Below are 17495 nucleotides of genomic sequence, written 5' to 3' on the forward strand. Positions count from 1 at the left end.
GTTTTGTAAAACCTTTGTAAATGAAAAAAGACCCGGTTTCGGGTCTTTTAAATATTATTTTTAAATATCCCGGTTGATATACGGGATATATCAAGCATGCAATCAGTTATTTGCTTGCCGCGGGTTTAGCTACAACTTCACCAACAATGTTCAAATATTTTTCGGGCGTTACTGCGTTTGATTTAACAACAATAGTTTTGTTAAACGGAGCAGCAGCAGCAGCATTGTAAGTTATCTTGATTGTTCCCTTATCACCGCTTTTTACAGGGGTTTTAGTATAATCGGCAATGGTACAACCGCAGGTCGGTCTTACTTCTGTTAAAATAAGCGGTTCTTTACCAATATTGGTAAATTCAAACACAGTAGTAACCGGAGTGCCTTGGGGTATTTTACCGAAGTCATGCTTTTCTTCGTTAAACTTAAATTCAGCCTTTCCGCTATCTTGTGCTGATGCGGTGAAGGCAAAGCCTAATATTACCGCGCAAATCATTAATATCTTTTTCATACGTTATATTTGATTATTACAAATATAAAAGGTTTAATGTAATTACAAAACTATTACTCAAACTCCGGGTTTTATCTGTTAGTTTGCTTAATACAGAATAGAATTTTATACTTTTACCGTCTAAACAAAATTTTATATGCCTGAAACTACAACACGCGCTACCAGTAAATTTAATACTGCCGAGCTCAGTTTTGATGATTTCAAGAAGATAGTTATTGATGATTACCGCATTGGTTATGAGAGCCGTCAGGCCAGTTTAATAGGCCGCAGGGAAGTACTAACGGGCAAGGCAAAGTTCGGTATTTTTGGCGACGGTAAAGAGCTTGCACAACTGGCAATGGCCAAGGCTTTCCGCGCCGGCGACTGGCGCGCGGGCTACTACCGCGATCAAACTTTTATGTTTGCTACAGGCATGAGCAATATGAAAGAGTTTTTTGCCCAGTTATATGCTAACCCAGATATTGAAAAAGATCCTGCATCAGGCGGCAGGCAAATGAACTGTCATTACGCTACACGCTTTGTAAATACTGATGGCAGCTGGGTTAACCAGGCTGAAACAATGAACAGTTCGTCGGATATATCAACCACTGCCGGACAAATTCCCCGCTTATTAGGGTTAGCTTACGCATCAAAGCTATATCGCCAAAATAAAGAACTGGATTATCTGAAACAATTTTCGATTAACGGTAATGAGGTAGCTTTTGGCAGTGTTGGCAATGGTGCTACCTCCGAAGGTTCGTTTTTTGAGACTTTCAATGCAGGGGGGGTACTACAGGTGCCTATGGCCATCTCTATTTGGGATGATGCTTATGCTATTTCGGTACCAGCAAACCTGCAAACTACCAAAGAAGATATTTCTGAAATATTAAAAGGCTTTCAACGCGAAAATGGAAGCAACGGTTACGAGATCTTTAAAGTTCGCGGTTGGGATTATATTGCTCTTTGTGAAACTTACGAGCGTGCCATTAATATTTGCCGTGAGGAACATGTGCCTGTGCTGATTCACGTTACCGAAATGACCCAACCACAGGGCCACTCAACTTCGGGCTCACACGAGCGTTATAAAAGCAGGGAGCGCCTTATTTGGGAAGATGAGCACGATTGTTTGTTAAAAATGCGCGAATGGATGATCACATCGGCTATCTCGACCGAAATTGAACTGGAAGAGCTTGAAGCTGAAGCGAAAAGGTATGTACGCGAATGTCAGCGTGAGGCGGCTAATGAATTGGCTGTCGTAATAAAAAGCGAAATAGAAGAAGCTGCAGCATTGATCGATGCCTTTGCCGAAACAATGCCGGATAAAAAAGAAGCAATATCAGCATTATCAGCTGGTTTGCGCTCCAGTATTGATGCCGGGCGCCGCGAAATCTTTTCAGCTATCCGCAAAACATTACGTTTAACCACTACCAAAAATAATATTGAACGCCAGCTTTTAACAGAATGGTTAAAAGTTGAGAAAGTAAAAAATACGGAACGTTACAACTCAAAGCTGTTTACCGGAACTCCTGAATCCCCTCTGTATGTGCCTGTTGTGCCCGCTATTTATAGTGATGATGCAAAGTTAATAGATGGAAGGGAAGTATTGAATGCCGCTTTCGATGCTAATTTTGCACGTGATAAAAGCATTGTTGCATTTGGTGAAGATTTGGGTGCGATAGGCGATGTTAACCAGGGTTTTGCCGGTTTACAGGCAAAATATGGGGAAATCCGCATTACAGATACGGGCATTCGCGAAACAAGTATCATAGGGCAGGGTATGGGTCTTGCTATGCGCGGCCTAAGGCCAATTGCAGAGATCCAATACCTTGACTATCTGATCTATGCCATAACCATCATCAGTGATGATATAGCCAGTTTAAGTTACCGTACCATGGGCGGGCAAAAAGCTCCGCTGATTATTCGTACCCGTGGCCATCGTTTAGAAGGAATCTGGCATTCAGGTTCGCCAATGAGTGTTATTTTAGGGTCAATGCGCGGCTTTCATATTTGTGTACCCCGTAACATGACTCAGGCAGCAGGTATGTACAATACGCTATTAAGGGGTGATGAACCTGCGCTGGTAATAGAATGCCTGAACGGTTATCGCCTGAAAGAAAAGTTACCTGCCAATGTCGGCGAATTTACTGTACCGCTTGGTAAGGCCGAGGTTTTGCGCGAAGGCAACGATATTACCGTTGTATCTTATGGTTCAACGCTGCGCATCGTACAGGAGGCATCGGAAGAGCTTGCAGCAATGGGTATCAATATCGAAATTATCGATCCGCAAACTTTATACCCTTTTGATACAGAGGGTGTTTGTGGTGTTTCGTTAAAGAAAACCAGCAAGTTGCTTGTTGTTGATGAGGATTTACCGGGTGCTGGCTCAGCTTATATTCTGCAAAAGATAATGGAAGGCCAAAATGGCTATTATGCGCTTGATGCCCAGCCAAAAACGCTTACCGCAAAAGAACACAGGCCGCCTTATGGTTCGGACGGAGACTACTTCAGCAAGCCTTCTGTTGATGATGTTGTTGAAATTGTTTACGCTATGATGAACGAGGCTAATCCATCAAAATATCCTGCTATTTATTAATAACATAATTACAGGTTGTTGAAATCAGTGATTCATAATCCTGATTTCAACAACCCTTTTTATCTGAAATGGACAATACTTTTTTAACCGTTGCCGAGAATATCAAAACCCGCCGTACCGTAAAACCAGCCATGATGAATGGTCATAAGGCACCAAACGGTCATATAGCCGCCCTGCTGGAACTTGCTGATTGGGCACCAACCCATGGTTTCACCGAGCCCTGGCGCTTTATTGTTTATGAAAACCCGGAGCAGTTTTGTGCCGAACATGCCGAAGTTTATAAACAGAGTGTATCTGCCGAAGAATTTAATGAGGCTGCATACAACAACCTGAAAACCCTTGGCAACAAAGTTTCGCATGTGATCATTTCGGTAATGCAGCGCGGCGATTTGCCTAAAATACCGCCGTTCGAGGAAGTTGCAGCTGTATCGAGCGCTATTCAGAATATCCTTTTAGGAGCCACCGCCTTAAATATAGCCTCATTCTGGAGCACAGGCGGTGCTATCCTGAAACCTGCTTTTAAAGAATTTTTGAATTTGCGGGATGAGGATAATGTAATGGGGGTATTATATCTTGGTTATGCCGACCAGTATCCCGAAGGTAAACGCACTATTCCTCTTGAAAATAAAATTAAATGGGTTAAATAAATTTAATCTATAACCTTTCCTTTTTTCGCTCGTATAACAGTTTAAAATATTGCTTATTTTTAAATTTATTTTCATTTTAGTAAAAAAATATCATTTTTCTGATTTGGATTTTAAGTTTTAAAGTATATTTTTGTATTAATCTGTTAATAGCAGGTTAACCTTTTATCCAAACCCTGTTACTATACCCTAATTAATTAAAATTAAATTAAACTCAGGCAAGCGTATGAGGAAACATTTTTTGTGGGTCACTATGTCGATCTTTTTTCTTTCAGCAACAATTTTAAGCTGGAAATCGGATGGTGCAAACAGATCAGTGAGCGTAAGGAAAGAAAATGCAGCGTTTACAACAAAGGAACTATTCGAGCAATATGTTAATAATTTATACGAGGCGGCGCATCTTAAGGAGGCCGGTTTAGCTTTTAACGTGTTTGAAAAAGCTGTAACAGGCTATACCAATCTGAAGCTTTCGCACCAGGTACCTCAAAGCAGTGAGGTGCTTACCGTGGTTGATTTCTCCAAATCAAGCCGTGAAAAGCGTATGTGGATTATAAATTTGTTAAACAAACAGTTGGTGCTCAATACATGGGTTGCACATGGATCAGGCAGCGGGCAGGAAATGGCAAATCATTTTTCGGATGCTAACGATTCACATGAAAGCAGTCTGGGATTTTATGTAACTGATAAGGTTTATAATGGTAAACATGGGCGTTCACTATACCTTGACGGTATGGATGAAGGCTTTAACGGTAATGCCCGTATGCGCAGCATTGTTGTACATGGCGCTAACTATGTTGGGCCGGCTGCTATCAATGAGCAGGGATATATCGGCAGAAGCTTTGGTTGCCCTGCGGTATCGCCGAAAGTGGTTAATAAAGTTATCAATACCATTGCCGGCAAAACCGTTTTATTTATTAATGGAAACGATGAGTCGTACTATTCAAAATACCTGGATGAAACGGGGCCGCTTAACTTAATGGCAAGCGCTGATACTTCGTTCAATTTTACAAAGTTTTAAATCCAACCCAACTATAAACCAAATCATGAAGCCCGGCTTACCCAAAAGTTTGCCGGGCTCTTTTTTATTTGGCTAAAAAGCTTTGCAGGTGTGCATAAAGCACTATATCTAAACCATAAACATCTGGGCGGTATTGAATGGTGCCATTGTCATCTGCCCAGCAGGTTACATAGGTGATGTAAATAGGCGTTTTCTTTGGCAAGCCTATATTGGTAGGATTCGGTTTATCTTCAACCATATCTTTCGAAATGGTGTCGAGGTCTGCACCTTCTCCAAACAGGTTTTGCGCCAGGCCAAGCGGATCACCCAATCGTACACAGCCGTGACTTACTGCACGCATAGCATGCCTGAATGCTTCTTTATTAGGGGTATCATGCAGGTAAACGCTGCTACGGTTTTTAAACAGGAACTTTATTTTACCCAGCGAGTTGTCTTCTCCGGGGCGTTGTTTGAACTCGTATTCCAGATTGTCGGGCGTAACCTGCGACCAGTCGATAGTTTCCGGGTCTTCAATCCTTTTACCGTCCTTAAAAACATCTATATTTTTGTTGGAGAGGTAGTAACGGTCGTCGGCTGCCTCAACAATGATCTCTTTTGTGGCAATACTGCGGGGAATATTCCAAATAGGATTTACCTCAACGCTATGGATCAGGCTGTTCAGTATCGGCGTTTCCCGGGGAAAAGGTTTATCGGCCCTCGCTGTATCATCAAAATGTTCAAGCGTGTTCTGGTTTTTCATGTTTCGTCCCTGGCCTACACAAACTTTCATATTTAAAACCGATTTGCCATCTTCGATAACGTCGAGCCTGAAATCGGGGATATTTACAATCACGTATTTGGGTTCGAACGGTTTATTTCGCCAACGCAGCCGCTCCAGGCTAACCAATAAATAGCGTTTGCTCTCCTCGTGGGAAAGGCCTTCGATAGTTGTACTATCCCTGTATGCTTTTTGCAACGCTAAATATTGAGGGCTTTTAGGTTGGATACTGTCAAGGAATGTTTTAAAGTCCGCCCGGTTTAAGGTGGCAATCATCGTCGTGCTATCAGGCCGGCGGGTGGCCATAAAATACCTCGAGTAGATCTTTTTAGGATTGATCACCCCGTATTGCAGCGCATTGGAGTATTTTGTCAAAGCGCCCGCTGTTAACACCTCAAGTTTGGCAACAGTTTCATAGGCTTCATCAATTGTTTTTATAGCCTTTTTGTCTTTGAGTTTGGCTACAAGCGCTTTGATCTCTGCCGATGGATACACAGTTGGATCAAGACCATGTTCATTGATCTTATCAAGATATTCTGTTAAAGCTTCGAGATCACCATTATTTAAGTGGTTTATAACTAAAAGGGGCTGGTATTCGTTCTTTTTGAAAAATGATTCGATAACCAGCGAATTAGCTGTCTTGGACCGGTATTTTGTGAATACTCTTTTAAAAACAGGGATGTATCCTTCAGTATCGGCCTTTTTAAAAATTTCATTTTGTGTGATCCTGAACATATCTTCAGCAATCATTTCATGCTTTTTCTTACAGCTTTGTAATACAGCAGGCAAAACCAAACACGTGGAAAGTATAATCGGGATAAAGTGTTTCCTAAAGGGAATAGGTATCATATAGACGAAAGATAGTTAAATATTGCTTATGAATAGCAATAGCCATACCATAAACGGCCGTGCTTTTTATTTATTTTTGAACAAAGCCTATTATCTCCTTTAAGCCGAATAGCCTGTTTAATTAAAATGAAAAAACTACTCCCGCTTGCTCTCATCATATCATTGCCATTCATGGCATTAGCACAACGTTTTAAACCAGTAAATAAAGAAGCATCGCCTGAGGTAAATAAATTGCTTAGCTTCCTTTATAGTATAAAAGGTAAACATATTTTATCGGGGCAGCAAAATTATAACAGTGACCGTGACGTTTTTTCAGACAGTGCTAAAGCCATTACAGGACAATATCCCGCCGTGTGGGGCTCTGATTTCATGCTTTGGGGAGATAAGGACCTGGGGCAGGACCTCGTTAACGAAGCTAAACAGAAATGGCAGGACGGCTATCTCGTAACATTGATGTGGCACCAGGGCAGGCCAATTGATAACCCTCCCTATGATTGGAAGCAAAGCATCCAGGGGAAATTGACCGATGGGCAATGGAAGGAGTTAATTACTCCCAATACCGAATTGAATAAAAAATGGTTGGCGCAGATTGACGTTGTAGCCGGTTACCTGAAACAGTTAAGGAATGCCCATGTGCCTGTTTTGTGGCGCCCATACCATGAAATGAACGGCGTATGGTTTTGGTGGGGAAACAAAAAAGGTAATGACGGTATTATCAAACTTTGGAAAATGATGTATGACCGGTACACAAATTATCATCATTTAAACAATCTGATTTGGGTATGGGGCCCTAATGGTTTGCGCGACCTGCCATTAGATGAAGCATATGACTATAAGGACTTTTATCCGGGTGCCGGTTATGTAGATATTTTAGGTGCTGATATCTATCATTTCGATTATGAACAACGGGATTATAACGATTTGCTTAAGGTTGCTAATGGCAAGATCATTGCGCTGACAGAAACCGGCGAACTGCCAAAACCCGAAATTCTGGCAGCCCAGCCCGAATGGGCCTGGTTTATGGTGTGGACAAGCTGGCTTTGGACTGATAATACACACGAGCGTGTAAGAACCATCTATGGTTTGCCTCAAACCTTGAATCACGAACAAGTGAAAACACTGTTAAATAAAAACTAATGTCTACTCAAAAATTACCTGAAGTTTGGCTTCGCGGTGCGCTGGACGAGATGCCCGCCCTGCTTCAACCTGTGGCGCATGCCCTTTTACAGGCAAGGGAAGAGCTTAATGAATTGATGATCGATTTTCCGGAAAAACTGTTATGGGAAAATCTTGCTGGCATGGCTTCACCTGGTTTTCATTTGCAACACCTTACTGGGGTACTTAACCGGCTTTTTACTTACGCAAAAGGAGAGGGGCTTAGCGAAACTCAACTAAGTTATCTTGCAGCCGAAGGTAAACCTGGTGAGTATAAAATTACCGTTATTGATTTGATAAAAGCGTTTAATTCCCAGGTTGATGATGCTATCAATCAACTCAAAGCTACCGATGAAGCTATATTAACCGATTGGCGGGGAGTAGGCCGGGGGCAATTACCATCAACAGTTATCGGCTTGTATACGCATTCGGCCGAGCATACCATGCGTCATCTCGGGCAGCTTTTGGTTACTGTAAAGGTGCTTAAGCAACAACAGCGGTCGCGTCTTTGAGATTTTGTGAACGATAGGTTACCCGGGCATTAGGATGTTCATTTTCAGGATCGTATAAGAAAGTATCGATACCCAATTCGCTTGCTGCTTTTATTTCAGATTCTGGATCATCCCCAATAACGAGTACATCTTCGGGTTTGTAATCATATTTCTCCAAGATCAACGCGAAAATATCTTTCTTGGTGAGGGGCGAAAGCTCAGGGTCTACAATGTGGATGGCTTCAAAATCTGCTTCAATGTTCAGCATTTTAACTTTGCTCCATTGCAGTTTGGTAAAGCCCGTGGTAACCAAAAACTTGGTGATCTTTACTTCGCGGATCTGTTTGTAATCGTCAAAAGGCTGCATTGGCCGGTTGTATTCGATGTTATTCAATAGTTCGAGCCCTTTATTTTTAACCAGTTCGCTAAACTGATATTTGTCTGCCACCTTTTGATAGGGAATCCTCTTCAAATCCTCCTTTGCTTTATTGATATGCTCGATACTCTCACCGGCAATATGCTGATCAAGAAAGCTGAATAGTTCATTAAACAAATGATCGGCAATGGAACTTACCGGGTATATGGTATTATCAAGATCTAATATGATGGCTTTTTTCATGGTAGCAAATTAAGGTAAAACAGGCACTCGTTTATTGATATGGATAGATCGCTTCATAATGAAGTAACCGCAGGCCACAAGCATACAAACACCGCCCAGTAACCACCAAAGCATTTCAAACCCTCCGTAGGCGATCACCTGGCTACCCAAAAATGGAGCGATGATCTGTGCACCGGCCCATGACATGCTGTATAACGCAGCATACTCACCACGGTTACGCACATTTGAACGGCTTATCCAAAACGTGTTCATAAATGGCATGGAAAGCATTTCACCCAATGTTATCATGCATACAATTAATATGGCTACTAAAGGCACATGCGGCATCAGGTTAAGCAAAACAAAACCAGCCCCGGTAACCAGGATACCCGAGATAATATAGGTTAGCGCATGGCGTTTGCCTTCAAGCCAGTTAATCAATATCATTTCAATCAAAACGATAAGTATTCCGTTTAGCGCAAGCAGGAAACCGATAAAACGCTCGTTAAAATGCCATTGTATTTTATAAAATACGGGTTGCATAATAAAGAACTGGAAAAAACAAGTTGCGAACAGGGTTGCCAATAAGATAAACAGCAGGTAAACCCCATCTTTATAAGCCGATGAAACCACTTCATCAAAGCCGGCCACTGCTTCTTTGATTGTTTTTGCCACTTTTGAACGGGGCATCAAAGTGAGCAATAGTATACTTGCCGAGATATTTGTACAACCATCTACCCAAAAAAGTAAATGATAATTTATAGATGCCAATAATCCCCCTAAACCGCCGCCAAAGGCCCATCCTAAGTTTGTAGCTAACCGGTTAAGCGAGTAGGAGCGCGTTTTGTTTTCTTCGGTACTGTAATGGGCTATAGCTGTTGAGTTTGCGGGTCTGAACGACTCATTGCAGATGCTCAATAGGAATGTAAAAATAGCCATACTGATGAAACTTGTTTGATAGCCCAGTACCAGGAACAGTAAGCCGCCGGTAAGCAATGCCCCAACCTGCAAATCATAAAAGCCTATTTTATTGATCAGCTTACCACCGATGAAGCCGCCGGAAACAGCACCCACGCCAAAAATAGCCATAATATATCCCGACTGTTCAATGGTAAAATGCAGCTGCCTGATGGTATAAATGGTCATGAATGGTACAACCATGGTACCGCTGCGGTTAATAAGCATTACAATGCTCAGGTACCAGCTGTTTTTTGAAAGCCCGCTGTAAGCTTGCTTGTATAATTGGATAAGAGAGGTAGCCATAGCTTTGCAAAGGTAGGTTATTGGGCTGAAAGCTTAAAGCAGAAAGCCTAAAGCAAAAATTATAATAAATAAAAGGCCGAAAGTTCAAAGCTTCTCATTAGAACGCTTTAAGCTTTCGGCCTTTTGCTTTGAGCTAAAATATACCATTAACTCAAACGTGCGTTTCTATTCCTGAGCCAATGATCAGCCAATACGAGGGCAGCCATGGCTTCAACAATAGGTACAGCGCGCGGAACCACACAAGGATCGTGACGGCCTTTGCCCGATATTTCAGCAGCATTGCCCTGGCTGTCGATGGTTGCCTGGTTTTTCATGATGGTGGCTACGGGTTTAAAGGCTACCTTAAATTCGATAGGCATACCATTGCTGATGCCTCCCTGGATCCCGCCCGAAAAATTGGTAATGGTTTGTATATCACCCAGGTGCGATTTTACAAAGATATCGTTATGCTCAGACCCACGCATTTCGCTGCCTTCAAAGCCCGAGCCAAACTCAAAGCCATGAACAGCGTTGATGCTTAACATTGCTTTGCCTAAATCGGCATGCAGTTTATCAAACACAGGTTCGCCAAGGCCAACGGGGCAGTTTTTTATATAGCAGCTGATCTTGCCGCCAACGGTATCGCCATCCTTACGTACGCTGTCAATAAATTCGATCATCTCTTCCGCAGTGGCAGGGTCGGCACAACGTACAATATTTTTTTCGCGTTCTGCAATAAACTCAATCGGATCGCTGATAAATACGTTAGGCGCATTGATTTTACCTACACTGCTTACATGGGCAACAATTTCTATACCCTGTGTTTTAAGCAGCAGTTTAGCTAAAGCGCCGGCAGCAACGCGGGCTGCGGTTTCGCGGGCAGATGAGCGGCCGCCGCCGCGATGGTCACGGATGCCATATTTAGTTTGATAGGTATAATCGGCATGCGACGGACGATATACATCCACGTTATGGCTGTAATCTTTTGAACGCTGATCTTCATTGGGGATCAGCATAGCTATAGGTGTACCAGTGGTTTTACCTTCAAACGTGCCCGAAAGGATCTTTACAGTGTCGCTCTCTTTGCGTTGGGTGGTGATCTTTGACTGGCCGGGTTTGCGTTTATCCAGTTCGCCCTGGATATAATCAAGATCAACCTGTAAACCGGCCGGGCATCCGTCAATAATTACACCGATGGCCTCGCCATGTGATTCGCCAAAAGTAGTTATCCTGAATAATTGCCCGAATGAATTGCCTGCCATAGTTTTAGATATGAGATGTTAGATATGAGATATGAGGACATCCTATCTGAATATCTTTAATTGGTTTATAAATGTTATTGTAGAATCCAGACTTACGAAGTATTTAAAACTTCGTAAGTCCGGATTCTTTTTTATAACCGTCATTGCGAGGTACGAAGCAATCGCGAACTTTGCAGGGCGCACCTGCTAACTGGGGATTGCTTCCTTCCTCGCAATGACGTAGTTTTGTGTTTATGCTTTGGGATTTCGGCCTTCAGCTTTAAGCCTCAACTTCTTCCACTTCAAACCCCTGCTTTTCCAGGTCATTCCAGAAAGCGGGATATGATTTATCAACCACCGGACCGTTCTCAAATTCCATTTGTGGAAGAACGAGGGCCAGCGGCGCGAAGGCCATTGCCATTCGGTGGTCATGATAAGTATTGATGAAGATACCATCAGGGGTAAATTTCCCGCTGCAATCAAGCGTGTAAACTTCATCTTTTTCAATCAGCTTAACACCCATTTTGCCAAGCTCTGTTTGCAGGGCCAGGATGCGGTCGGTTTCTTTGATCTTTAAAGTTTCCAGGCCGGTAAAAGATGCTTCATGATTAAGTGCCGCGCAAACAACAATTAGTGTTTGTGCCAGATCGGGGCATTCTTTCAGGTCAAACTCACGGCGGGAGATAGGTTTGTTCTCTTTTTTAAGATGAACGCCACCATCCCTGAACTGCGAAGTAATACCAAAGTTAGCCATGATTTCGGTGATTACACTATCGCCCTGCAAACTGTAAGGGGTAAGGCCTGTTAAAAACAATTCAGCCTCATCTGCAAGCGCAGCAATAGCATACCAGTATGAGGCGGCACTCCAGTCCGGTTCAACGTACAGTGATGTTGTTGTAAATTCCTGGTTTGTAATTGCGATAACATTACCTTCCCACATGTGCTTGATACCAGAAGTTTCCAGCATGGCCAGGGTCATTTCAACATAAGGGCGCGAGGTTAATTCGCCTTCAATATGCAATTCCAAACCCAAAGGTAATGCAGGAGCGATGAGTAACAATGCGGTAATGTATTGGCTACTGATGTTACCCTTTATACTAATCTTATCGGTTTGCTGCCTGAAGCCTCCTTTTAATTTGATGGGAGGATAGCCATCATTCTCTTCATAATCAATATTGGCACCCAGCACGCGCAATGCATCAACCAGTATACCTATTGGCCGTTCCTTCATGCGTTTACTGCCGGTTAAGATCACTTCATCTTCCTGTATAGCATAGTAAGCTGTCAAAAAGCGCATTGCTGTGCCCGCCGGACCGATGTCTACGATTTCGGATTTGCAATTTTCGATTTCGGAATTATCAGGAGAAGCGTTTCCTGCCAGAACCTCCTGGCTCTTGGCTCTTGACTGTTGGTTCTCCCTTAAAATACCTGCCAGTAAAACAGCGTCAGCAGCGTCAGATACGTTTTCAACCCTCACTTTACCTTTGCTTAACGCTTCGATGATCAGGGCGCGGTTACACTCACTTTTTGAACCGGTGAGGTTAACCGTGCCGTTAATGAACTTATTATTTCTTTTCAGAATGATGTTATGCATCATTAAAAATATTAGGCGTGTGTAAGTTTTTCTGCTGCCTGGCCCTGAGCGGCGTCGGCGTTCATTACTTCTGTTTGCCTGCGGATAGATTCGTTGTGAACTAATTCAAGCAATTTTTCAGTAAACTCGGCGCTTAATTTTAATGCTTTACCGTAAGTTGTACGTTTTTGAAGGATTTCATCCCAGCGGCCAACTTGTAAAATGGTAATGTTGTTATCTTTTTTGTACTGGCCGATTTTTTCTGCAATCTGCATACGCTCAGCAATTTTCTGGATTAACAGGTCGTCGATCTTGTCGATCTGGTTACGTAGTTCAGCCAGTTTATCGTTTACTTCAGAATTTCTAACTTCCGCTTTACGCAAAGTTAAGTGGTCGATGATATCGGCAAGAGCTGCAGGAGTAACCTGTTGTTTAGCATCTGTCCAGGCTACGCTTGGATCGATATGTGATTCGATCATTAAGCCTTGCATATCAAGGTCTAAAGCTTTTTGTGAAACATAACCGATCAGATCGCGATTACCTGAAATATGGCTCGGGTCATTAATAAGAGGTAATTCAGGAGCCAGGGTTTTTAAGGCGATAGCAACATCCCACATCGGTTCATTACGGAAAGCAGATTTTTCGTAAGATGAGAAACCGCGGTGGATCGCAGCTAATTTAGTAATACCTGCATTATTGATACGCTCTAAAGCGCCGACCCATAATGAAAGATCAGGATTTACCGGGTTTTTAACCATTACAGGCACATCAACACCTTTTAAAGCATCGGCGATTTCCTGAACTGTGAATGGATTGGCAGTTGAACGTGCACCTACCCAAAGGATATCAACACCGGCTTTTAAAGCTTCTTCAACGTGTTTTGCTGTAGCAACCTCAACAGCTGTTGGCAAGCCTGTTTCTTCTTTAGCGCGTTTTAACCATTCCAAACCAATGCTGCCAATACCTTCAAACTCACCCGGGCGTGTACGTGGTTTCCAGATACCTGCACGCAAAGCTGAGATTTTACCTGTTTGGGCTAATAAATGAGCTGTGGCTACTAATTGTTCCTCTGTTTCAGCGCTGCAAGGGCCTGAAATAACCAAGGGCTCCTTACCTGTTTTAATCCAGGTGTTAAGCGGCTGTATGTTTAAATTTAGTTTCATCGTTTTTTTGTTTGTCCGGCGATAGCCGGGAATGTTAGTTAATAATTTAAATTATGTTAGTTTTTTGGGTTTCTGCTTGTTAATGGTCTTTATTTATACATTACGCCTGATATTGATATACTTGCGGATGCTCCGTTCGGCCCGGCGAGGTTTTGGGCTCACCGCATGCTCATCATCGTGCCTTTCGTACTCGCCAAGGATATTGAAGTTATGGGTGTACTTAAGGATTTGCCTTATGGAAGCGTCATATTGTTTTTGCTCTTCCCATTCTATATCTACATAAAAATTGTACTCGTTGCGCTTGCCCAAAATCGGCATCGACTGAATTTTGCTCATATTTACACCTTCTTCGGCAAAAATATTAAGCACTTTAGCCAACGCACCAACTTTGTTACTCACCTGGAAGCATAAAGAAGCTTTGTTAGCCGGTTTCTTCTCGATATTATCATGATGGGTAAGGATCAGAAAACGGGTAAAGTTTCTTTTGTTCGATTCGATGCGGCGTTCCAAAACATCCAGACCGTAAAGCTTGGCGGCTAAGGAGTTTGCAATAGCAACCGTATCTGTTAGCTGTTCATCCCTGATGCGTTTAGCACAGGCTGCAGTATCACTGCTCTCCACAATTTTAAGGTGCGGATATTCGTCAAAAAAATCAACACACTGGCGTAAGGCAATGGGGTGGGAGGTTACATATTTGATATCCTCGAATTTTACCCCGGGTAAAGCCATCAGGTGCAGTTGAATGGGCAGGTAAATTTCACCAACTACGGGAAAGCCATAATCAAGCAGCAAGGTATAGTTTGGCAGGATGCTGCCGGCGATGCTGTTTTCGATAGCCATTACCACATAATCGGCCTCACGGTTTTTTAAACTCTCAAATGTTTGTTTGAAAGAGTTGCATTCAATGGTCTCGGTGTTTTCGCCGAAGTATTTCAATGCAGCTTCTTCGTGAAAAGAGGCCCGGATACCCTGAATTGCGACTTTTGGTTGTTCTATTTTCATAAACCTGCTTAAAGCAAAAAGTCCCGGCTGGTAGGCCGGGACTTTTTAGTTTCTTTATATGTTTGTTTTGTACATATTAGTCCCGGCTCTCACTGGTAAAGTAAAAGTAGTAGCCAAAGAAGTATGCACCTGTTAATTTCATTTGTCGTTTTTTTATTACGACGTAAATGTACGGTAAAAAAAGAGTTTGTCAATAGAAAATTTTATTTTTTGTTAAAAAAGAATAGTCAACAAAATTAAATTTGGCGAAAGTCGGTTTTTTGATTCGCCAAACGTTGTTTTTCCGATGTAAGTTATCTTAACACCCGATTTTTCAGGATGGTTTCATTAAAGGTACGGGTTTGCTCGTCAGAATACCCGGATTTTTGTAACTGTTTTGCTCGAGCTTGGATATTAACTGCAGTATTGTTTTAGGTATGCTTGAAGGCAGCATCCAAATATACTGTGGCTAAGCGGCTGTTTCGTGTTTTTTATGCGTCTCTTCCATCGCTTTATATTCGCGTTGCAATATGCGCGCGGTCTGGGTACTGCCATCATGGCTCCATCCCGGAGGATTTAAGAGATAGCCGATCTTTGATTTAAGATCGGGAGCATTTTTTACATCATGCAATAAAGCCTTCCATTCATGGAATAGAACATTCACAGGCCCCATATCTTCAGGCTGTTTGGTTAAGCCATATTTAACCGGCTCTGGTAAATCTTCATCGCGGAAAGTACCAAATATTCTGTCCCAGATAATCAATACCATGCCCATGTTTTTATCCAGGTAAGGAATGTTTGATGCATGGTGTACACGGTGATGGGCAGGTGTCACAAAGATCCATCCGTACCATTTTGGCAAGGGAATTTTGTACTGCGTATGCACGAGGTTGCCGTATAGCTGTGTAATTAAATAAGCATACAAGATATCTAAAGCAGTAAAGCCCATTACCGCCAATGGTAAATAAAAGAACACCCTGTAAAGGGGTTCAAAAACTGTAGATCTAAAACCTGTTGTAAAATTAAAATGCTCGGACGAGTGATGGGTAACATGCATCGCCCAAAACATTCGGCAGTAGTGCCCGGTGTAATGCAAAACCCAATATAAAAAATCCTGCACTACGACAAGGGTAAACCAATACAGAAATATATTATGAATCTGGAATAACCTAAAATGCAGGTATGTATAATCTAAAATAAAAAAAGTAAAAAACTTAACGCAAAGGTTGATTACAACAGCCAGGGCAGTAAGGTAGATATTGGTCAGCGTATCGCGGGTTTCATAGTACTTGCGATCTTCCCAATAGCTCAGAGCCATTTCAACAAGCGTTAAAATAACCAATAAGCCCATTAAAACAAGGGCCGCCTGATTTCGCGGATCTAAATGCTGAAGCATGTTACAAGTTAATGTAATATCTTAAACTTTCACAAAGTTCGTGGGCAGTGCACACATTATCAATACTAAACTCACCTATATGTGTTAATAAGGTGCAATTAATCTCATCACCAACGTTCTTTTTGTCCTTTTTCATATTCAACAGCAGTTCGTCGAAACTGTCTTCATTGATGGTATGCCTGGGATAAAGATCGGTCAATACCTTTACAATTTCATGAAGTTCTTCTGAAGGCAACCCTGTTTTTTTGTGGGCGAGGTATGATTCGCAAATCATGCCGATAGCTACGGCTTCACCGTGCGAAAGGCTATCTTCATCATGCAGTAAAGAATAAGTTTCGACAGCGTGGCCGATAGTATGCCCAAAGTTAAGCGCTTTACGGATGCCTTTCTCGTGCGGGTCTTGTATGGTAATTTCGTTTTTGATCTGTACCGAACGATGTACCAATTCAACCGATGGGTTTTTCAGGTCGCTGTTTTTTAGTTTGTTCCAGTAAGCGGCATCAACAATTAAACCATGTTTGAGCATTTCGGCCAAACCTGAAAGGATCTGGCGCGGCGGGAGGCTTTGTAAAAATTCATGTGCTATAAACACAGCTTTAGGCATAGTGAATGTACCGATGATGTTTTTAATCCCATCAACATCGATACCTGTTTTGCCTCCAACCGAGGCGTCAACCTGCGAAAGCAGGGTAGTAGGCACCTGTACAAAATCTATCCCTCTTTTGTAAGTAGAAGCGGCAAAGCCCCCCATATCTGTAATAACGCCACCACCTAAATTGATCATAAGGCTCTTGCGGTCAGCACCAAAGTCAATCAGCATTTTCCAAACACCTACGCAAAAATCAATGTTTTTGCTTTCCTCGCCTGATGAAACCTCGATCAGGTCGTAATTATTAAAGTCTGTAAGTTTGCTGGTAAGTAACGGCAGGCAATGTGCGCCCGTGTTTTCGTCGGTTAAAATAAAAAATTTTGAATAGTTGCCTTTTTTGATAAAATCAACCAACTCATCAAGGCTATTATCGAAATAAACCGAGTAATTATCGCTTAAAATAGTGTTCATTATTATATTACTATAATTTTATTTCCATCGAACTCAACCGTGTCACCTCTTTTTACTTTGAGTCGTTTTCGGTAATCAACCGCGCCGTTATACTTCACGAGGCCTTCAGTTACAACTATTTGCGCCTCGCCGCCGGTTTGCACTAAGTTCACAGCCTTGAGTAGCTGGATCATTGGGATAAAGTCCCCTTCTAACTTAAATTCGATCATGGGATGGCAAAAATAAACTATTCATGCAATTATGAGTTATC

16 protein-coding genes are annotated in these 17495 nt (G+C 42.3%); 5 read left to right on the forward strand and 11 right to left on the reverse strand.

The genetic code is table 11. The features are described 5' to 3' along the window. Positions 1-106: 106 nt before the first annotated feature. A complete protein-coding gene (locus MusilaSJ_RS01945; RefSeq protein ID WP_090525844.1) occupies positions 107-505 on the reverse strand; it encodes a DUF1573 domain-containing protein in 399 nt (132 codons plus the stop codon). Between the two features lie 136 nt (positions 506-641). Between MusilaSJ_RS01945 and MusilaSJ_RS01950 the strand changes: the two genes are divergently transcribed. From MusilaSJ_RS01950 to MusilaSJ_RS01960, 3 genes are all read left to right on the forward strand, one after another. Continuing rightward, positions 642-3077 carry an alpha-ketoacid dehydrogenase subunit alpha/beta gene (locus MusilaSJ_RS01950; protein WP_274988392.1) on the forward strand — a complete coding sequence of 812 codons (2436 nt, stop codon included), beginning with the start codon at positions 642-644 and terminating at the stop codon, positions 3075-3077. 68 nt (positions 3078-3145) lie between these two features. Next, the gene (locus tag MusilaSJ_RS01955; RefSeq protein WP_274988393.1) at positions 3146-3724 is read left to right on the forward strand and encodes a nitroreductase family protein; all 579 of its coding nucleotides are present in this window, start codon (positions 3146-3148) and stop codon (positions 3722-3724) included. Between the two features lie 223 nt (positions 3725-3947). Continuing rightward, a complete protein-coding gene (locus MusilaSJ_RS01960) occupies positions 3948-4739 on the forward strand; it encodes a murein L,D-transpeptidase catalytic domain family protein (protein ID WP_274988394.1) in 792 nt (263 codons plus the stop codon). Positions 4740-4803: 64 nt separating this feature from the next. Here the strand turns inward: MusilaSJ_RS01960 and MusilaSJ_RS01965 are convergent, their stop codons facing one another. Beyond that, positions 4804-6246 carry a L,D-transpeptidase scaffold domain-containing protein gene (locus MusilaSJ_RS01965; protein WP_274988395.1) on the reverse strand — a complete coding sequence of 481 codons (1443 nt, stop codon included), beginning with the start codon at positions 6244-6246 and terminating at the stop codon, positions 4804-4806. Between the two features lie 225 nt (positions 6247-6471). Between MusilaSJ_RS01965 and MusilaSJ_RS01970 the strand changes: the two genes are divergently transcribed. Both MusilaSJ_RS01970 and MusilaSJ_RS01975 read left to right on the forward strand, forming a co-directional pair. After that, positions 6472-7482: a glycosyl hydrolase gene (locus MusilaSJ_RS01970; RefSeq protein WP_274988396.1), complete on the forward strand. Its 1011-nt coding sequence runs from the start codon at positions 6472-6474 to the stop codon at positions 7480-7482. Further along, positions 7482-8012, forward strand: a complete 531-nt coding sequence (locus MusilaSJ_RS01975) for a DinB family protein (protein ID WP_274988397.1) — start codon at positions 7482-7484, stop codon at positions 8010-8012. Before MusilaSJ_RS01970 ends, MusilaSJ_RS01975 begins: the two co-directional genes overlap by 1 nt. Here MusilaSJ_RS01975 and MusilaSJ_RS01980 read toward each other — a convergent pair. The 9 genes from MusilaSJ_RS01980 to MusilaSJ_RS02020 form a co-directional block, all read right to left on the reverse strand. Further along, positions 7984-8610 (reverse strand): HAD family hydrolase, encoded by a 627-nt coding sequence (locus MusilaSJ_RS01980; RefSeq protein WP_274988398.1) that lies wholly within the window; start codon positions 8608-8610, stop codon positions 7984-7986. The genes MusilaSJ_RS01975 and MusilaSJ_RS01980 overlap by 29 nt on opposite strands. 9 nt (positions 8611-8619) lie before the next feature. Further along, positions 8620-9852 (reverse strand): MFS transporter, encoded by a 1233-nt coding sequence (locus MusilaSJ_RS01985; protein ID WP_274988399.1) that lies wholly within the window; start codon positions 9850-9852, stop codon positions 8620-8622. A 146-nt stretch (positions 9853-9998) separates the two neighbouring features. Further along, the gene (gene aroC / locus MusilaSJ_RS01990; protein ID WP_274988400.1) at positions 9999-11093 is read right to left on the reverse strand and encodes a chorismate synthase; all 1095 of its coding nucleotides are present in this window, start codon (positions 11091-11093) and stop codon (positions 9999-10001) included. Between the two features lie 259 nt (positions 11094-11352). Beyond that, positions 11353-12669: a 3-phosphoshikimate 1-carboxyvinyltransferase gene (aroA, locus tag MusilaSJ_RS01995; RefSeq protein ID WP_274988401.1), complete on the reverse strand. Its 1317-nt coding sequence runs from the start codon at positions 12667-12669 to the stop codon at positions 11353-11355. An 8-nt stretch (positions 12670-12677) separates the two neighbouring features. Further along, positions 12678-13808 (reverse strand): chorismate mutase, encoded by a 1131-nt coding sequence (locus MusilaSJ_RS02000; RefSeq protein WP_274988402.1) that lies wholly within the window; start codon positions 13806-13808, stop codon positions 12678-12680. Positions 13809-13901: 93 nt separating this feature from the next. Then, positions 13902-14810 carry a prephenate dehydratase gene (locus MusilaSJ_RS02005; protein ID WP_090525832.1) on the reverse strand — a complete coding sequence of 303 codons (909 nt, stop codon included), beginning with the start codon at positions 14808-14810 and terminating at the stop codon, positions 13902-13904. A 448-nt stretch (positions 14811-15258) separates the two neighbouring features. After that, positions 15259-16185 carry a sterol desaturase family protein gene (locus tag MusilaSJ_RS02010; RefSeq protein ID WP_274988403.1) on the reverse strand — a complete coding sequence of 309 codons (927 nt, stop codon included), beginning with the start codon at positions 16183-16185 and terminating at the stop codon, positions 15259-15261. A gap of 1 nt (position 16186) precedes the next feature. Beyond that, positions 16187-17245, reverse strand: a complete 1059-nt coding sequence (gene aroB, locus MusilaSJ_RS02015) for a 3-dehydroquinate synthase (protein WP_274988404.1) — start codon at positions 17243-17245, stop codon at positions 16187-16189. A gap of 2 nt (positions 17246-17247) precedes the next feature. After that, entirely contained in the window at positions 17248-17454 is a 207-nt protein-coding gene (locus MusilaSJ_RS02020) for an RNA-binding S4 domain-containing protein (RefSeq protein WP_274988405.1), read from the reverse strand. Positions 17455-17495 lie beyond the last annotated feature (41 nt).

Origin of the sequence: Mucilaginibacter sp. SJ (assembly GCF_028993635.1) — a bacterium.
In the GTDB taxonomy this organism is placed as follows: Bacteria; Bacteroidota; Bacteroidia; order Sphingobacteriales; family Sphingobacteriaceae; genus Mucilaginibacter.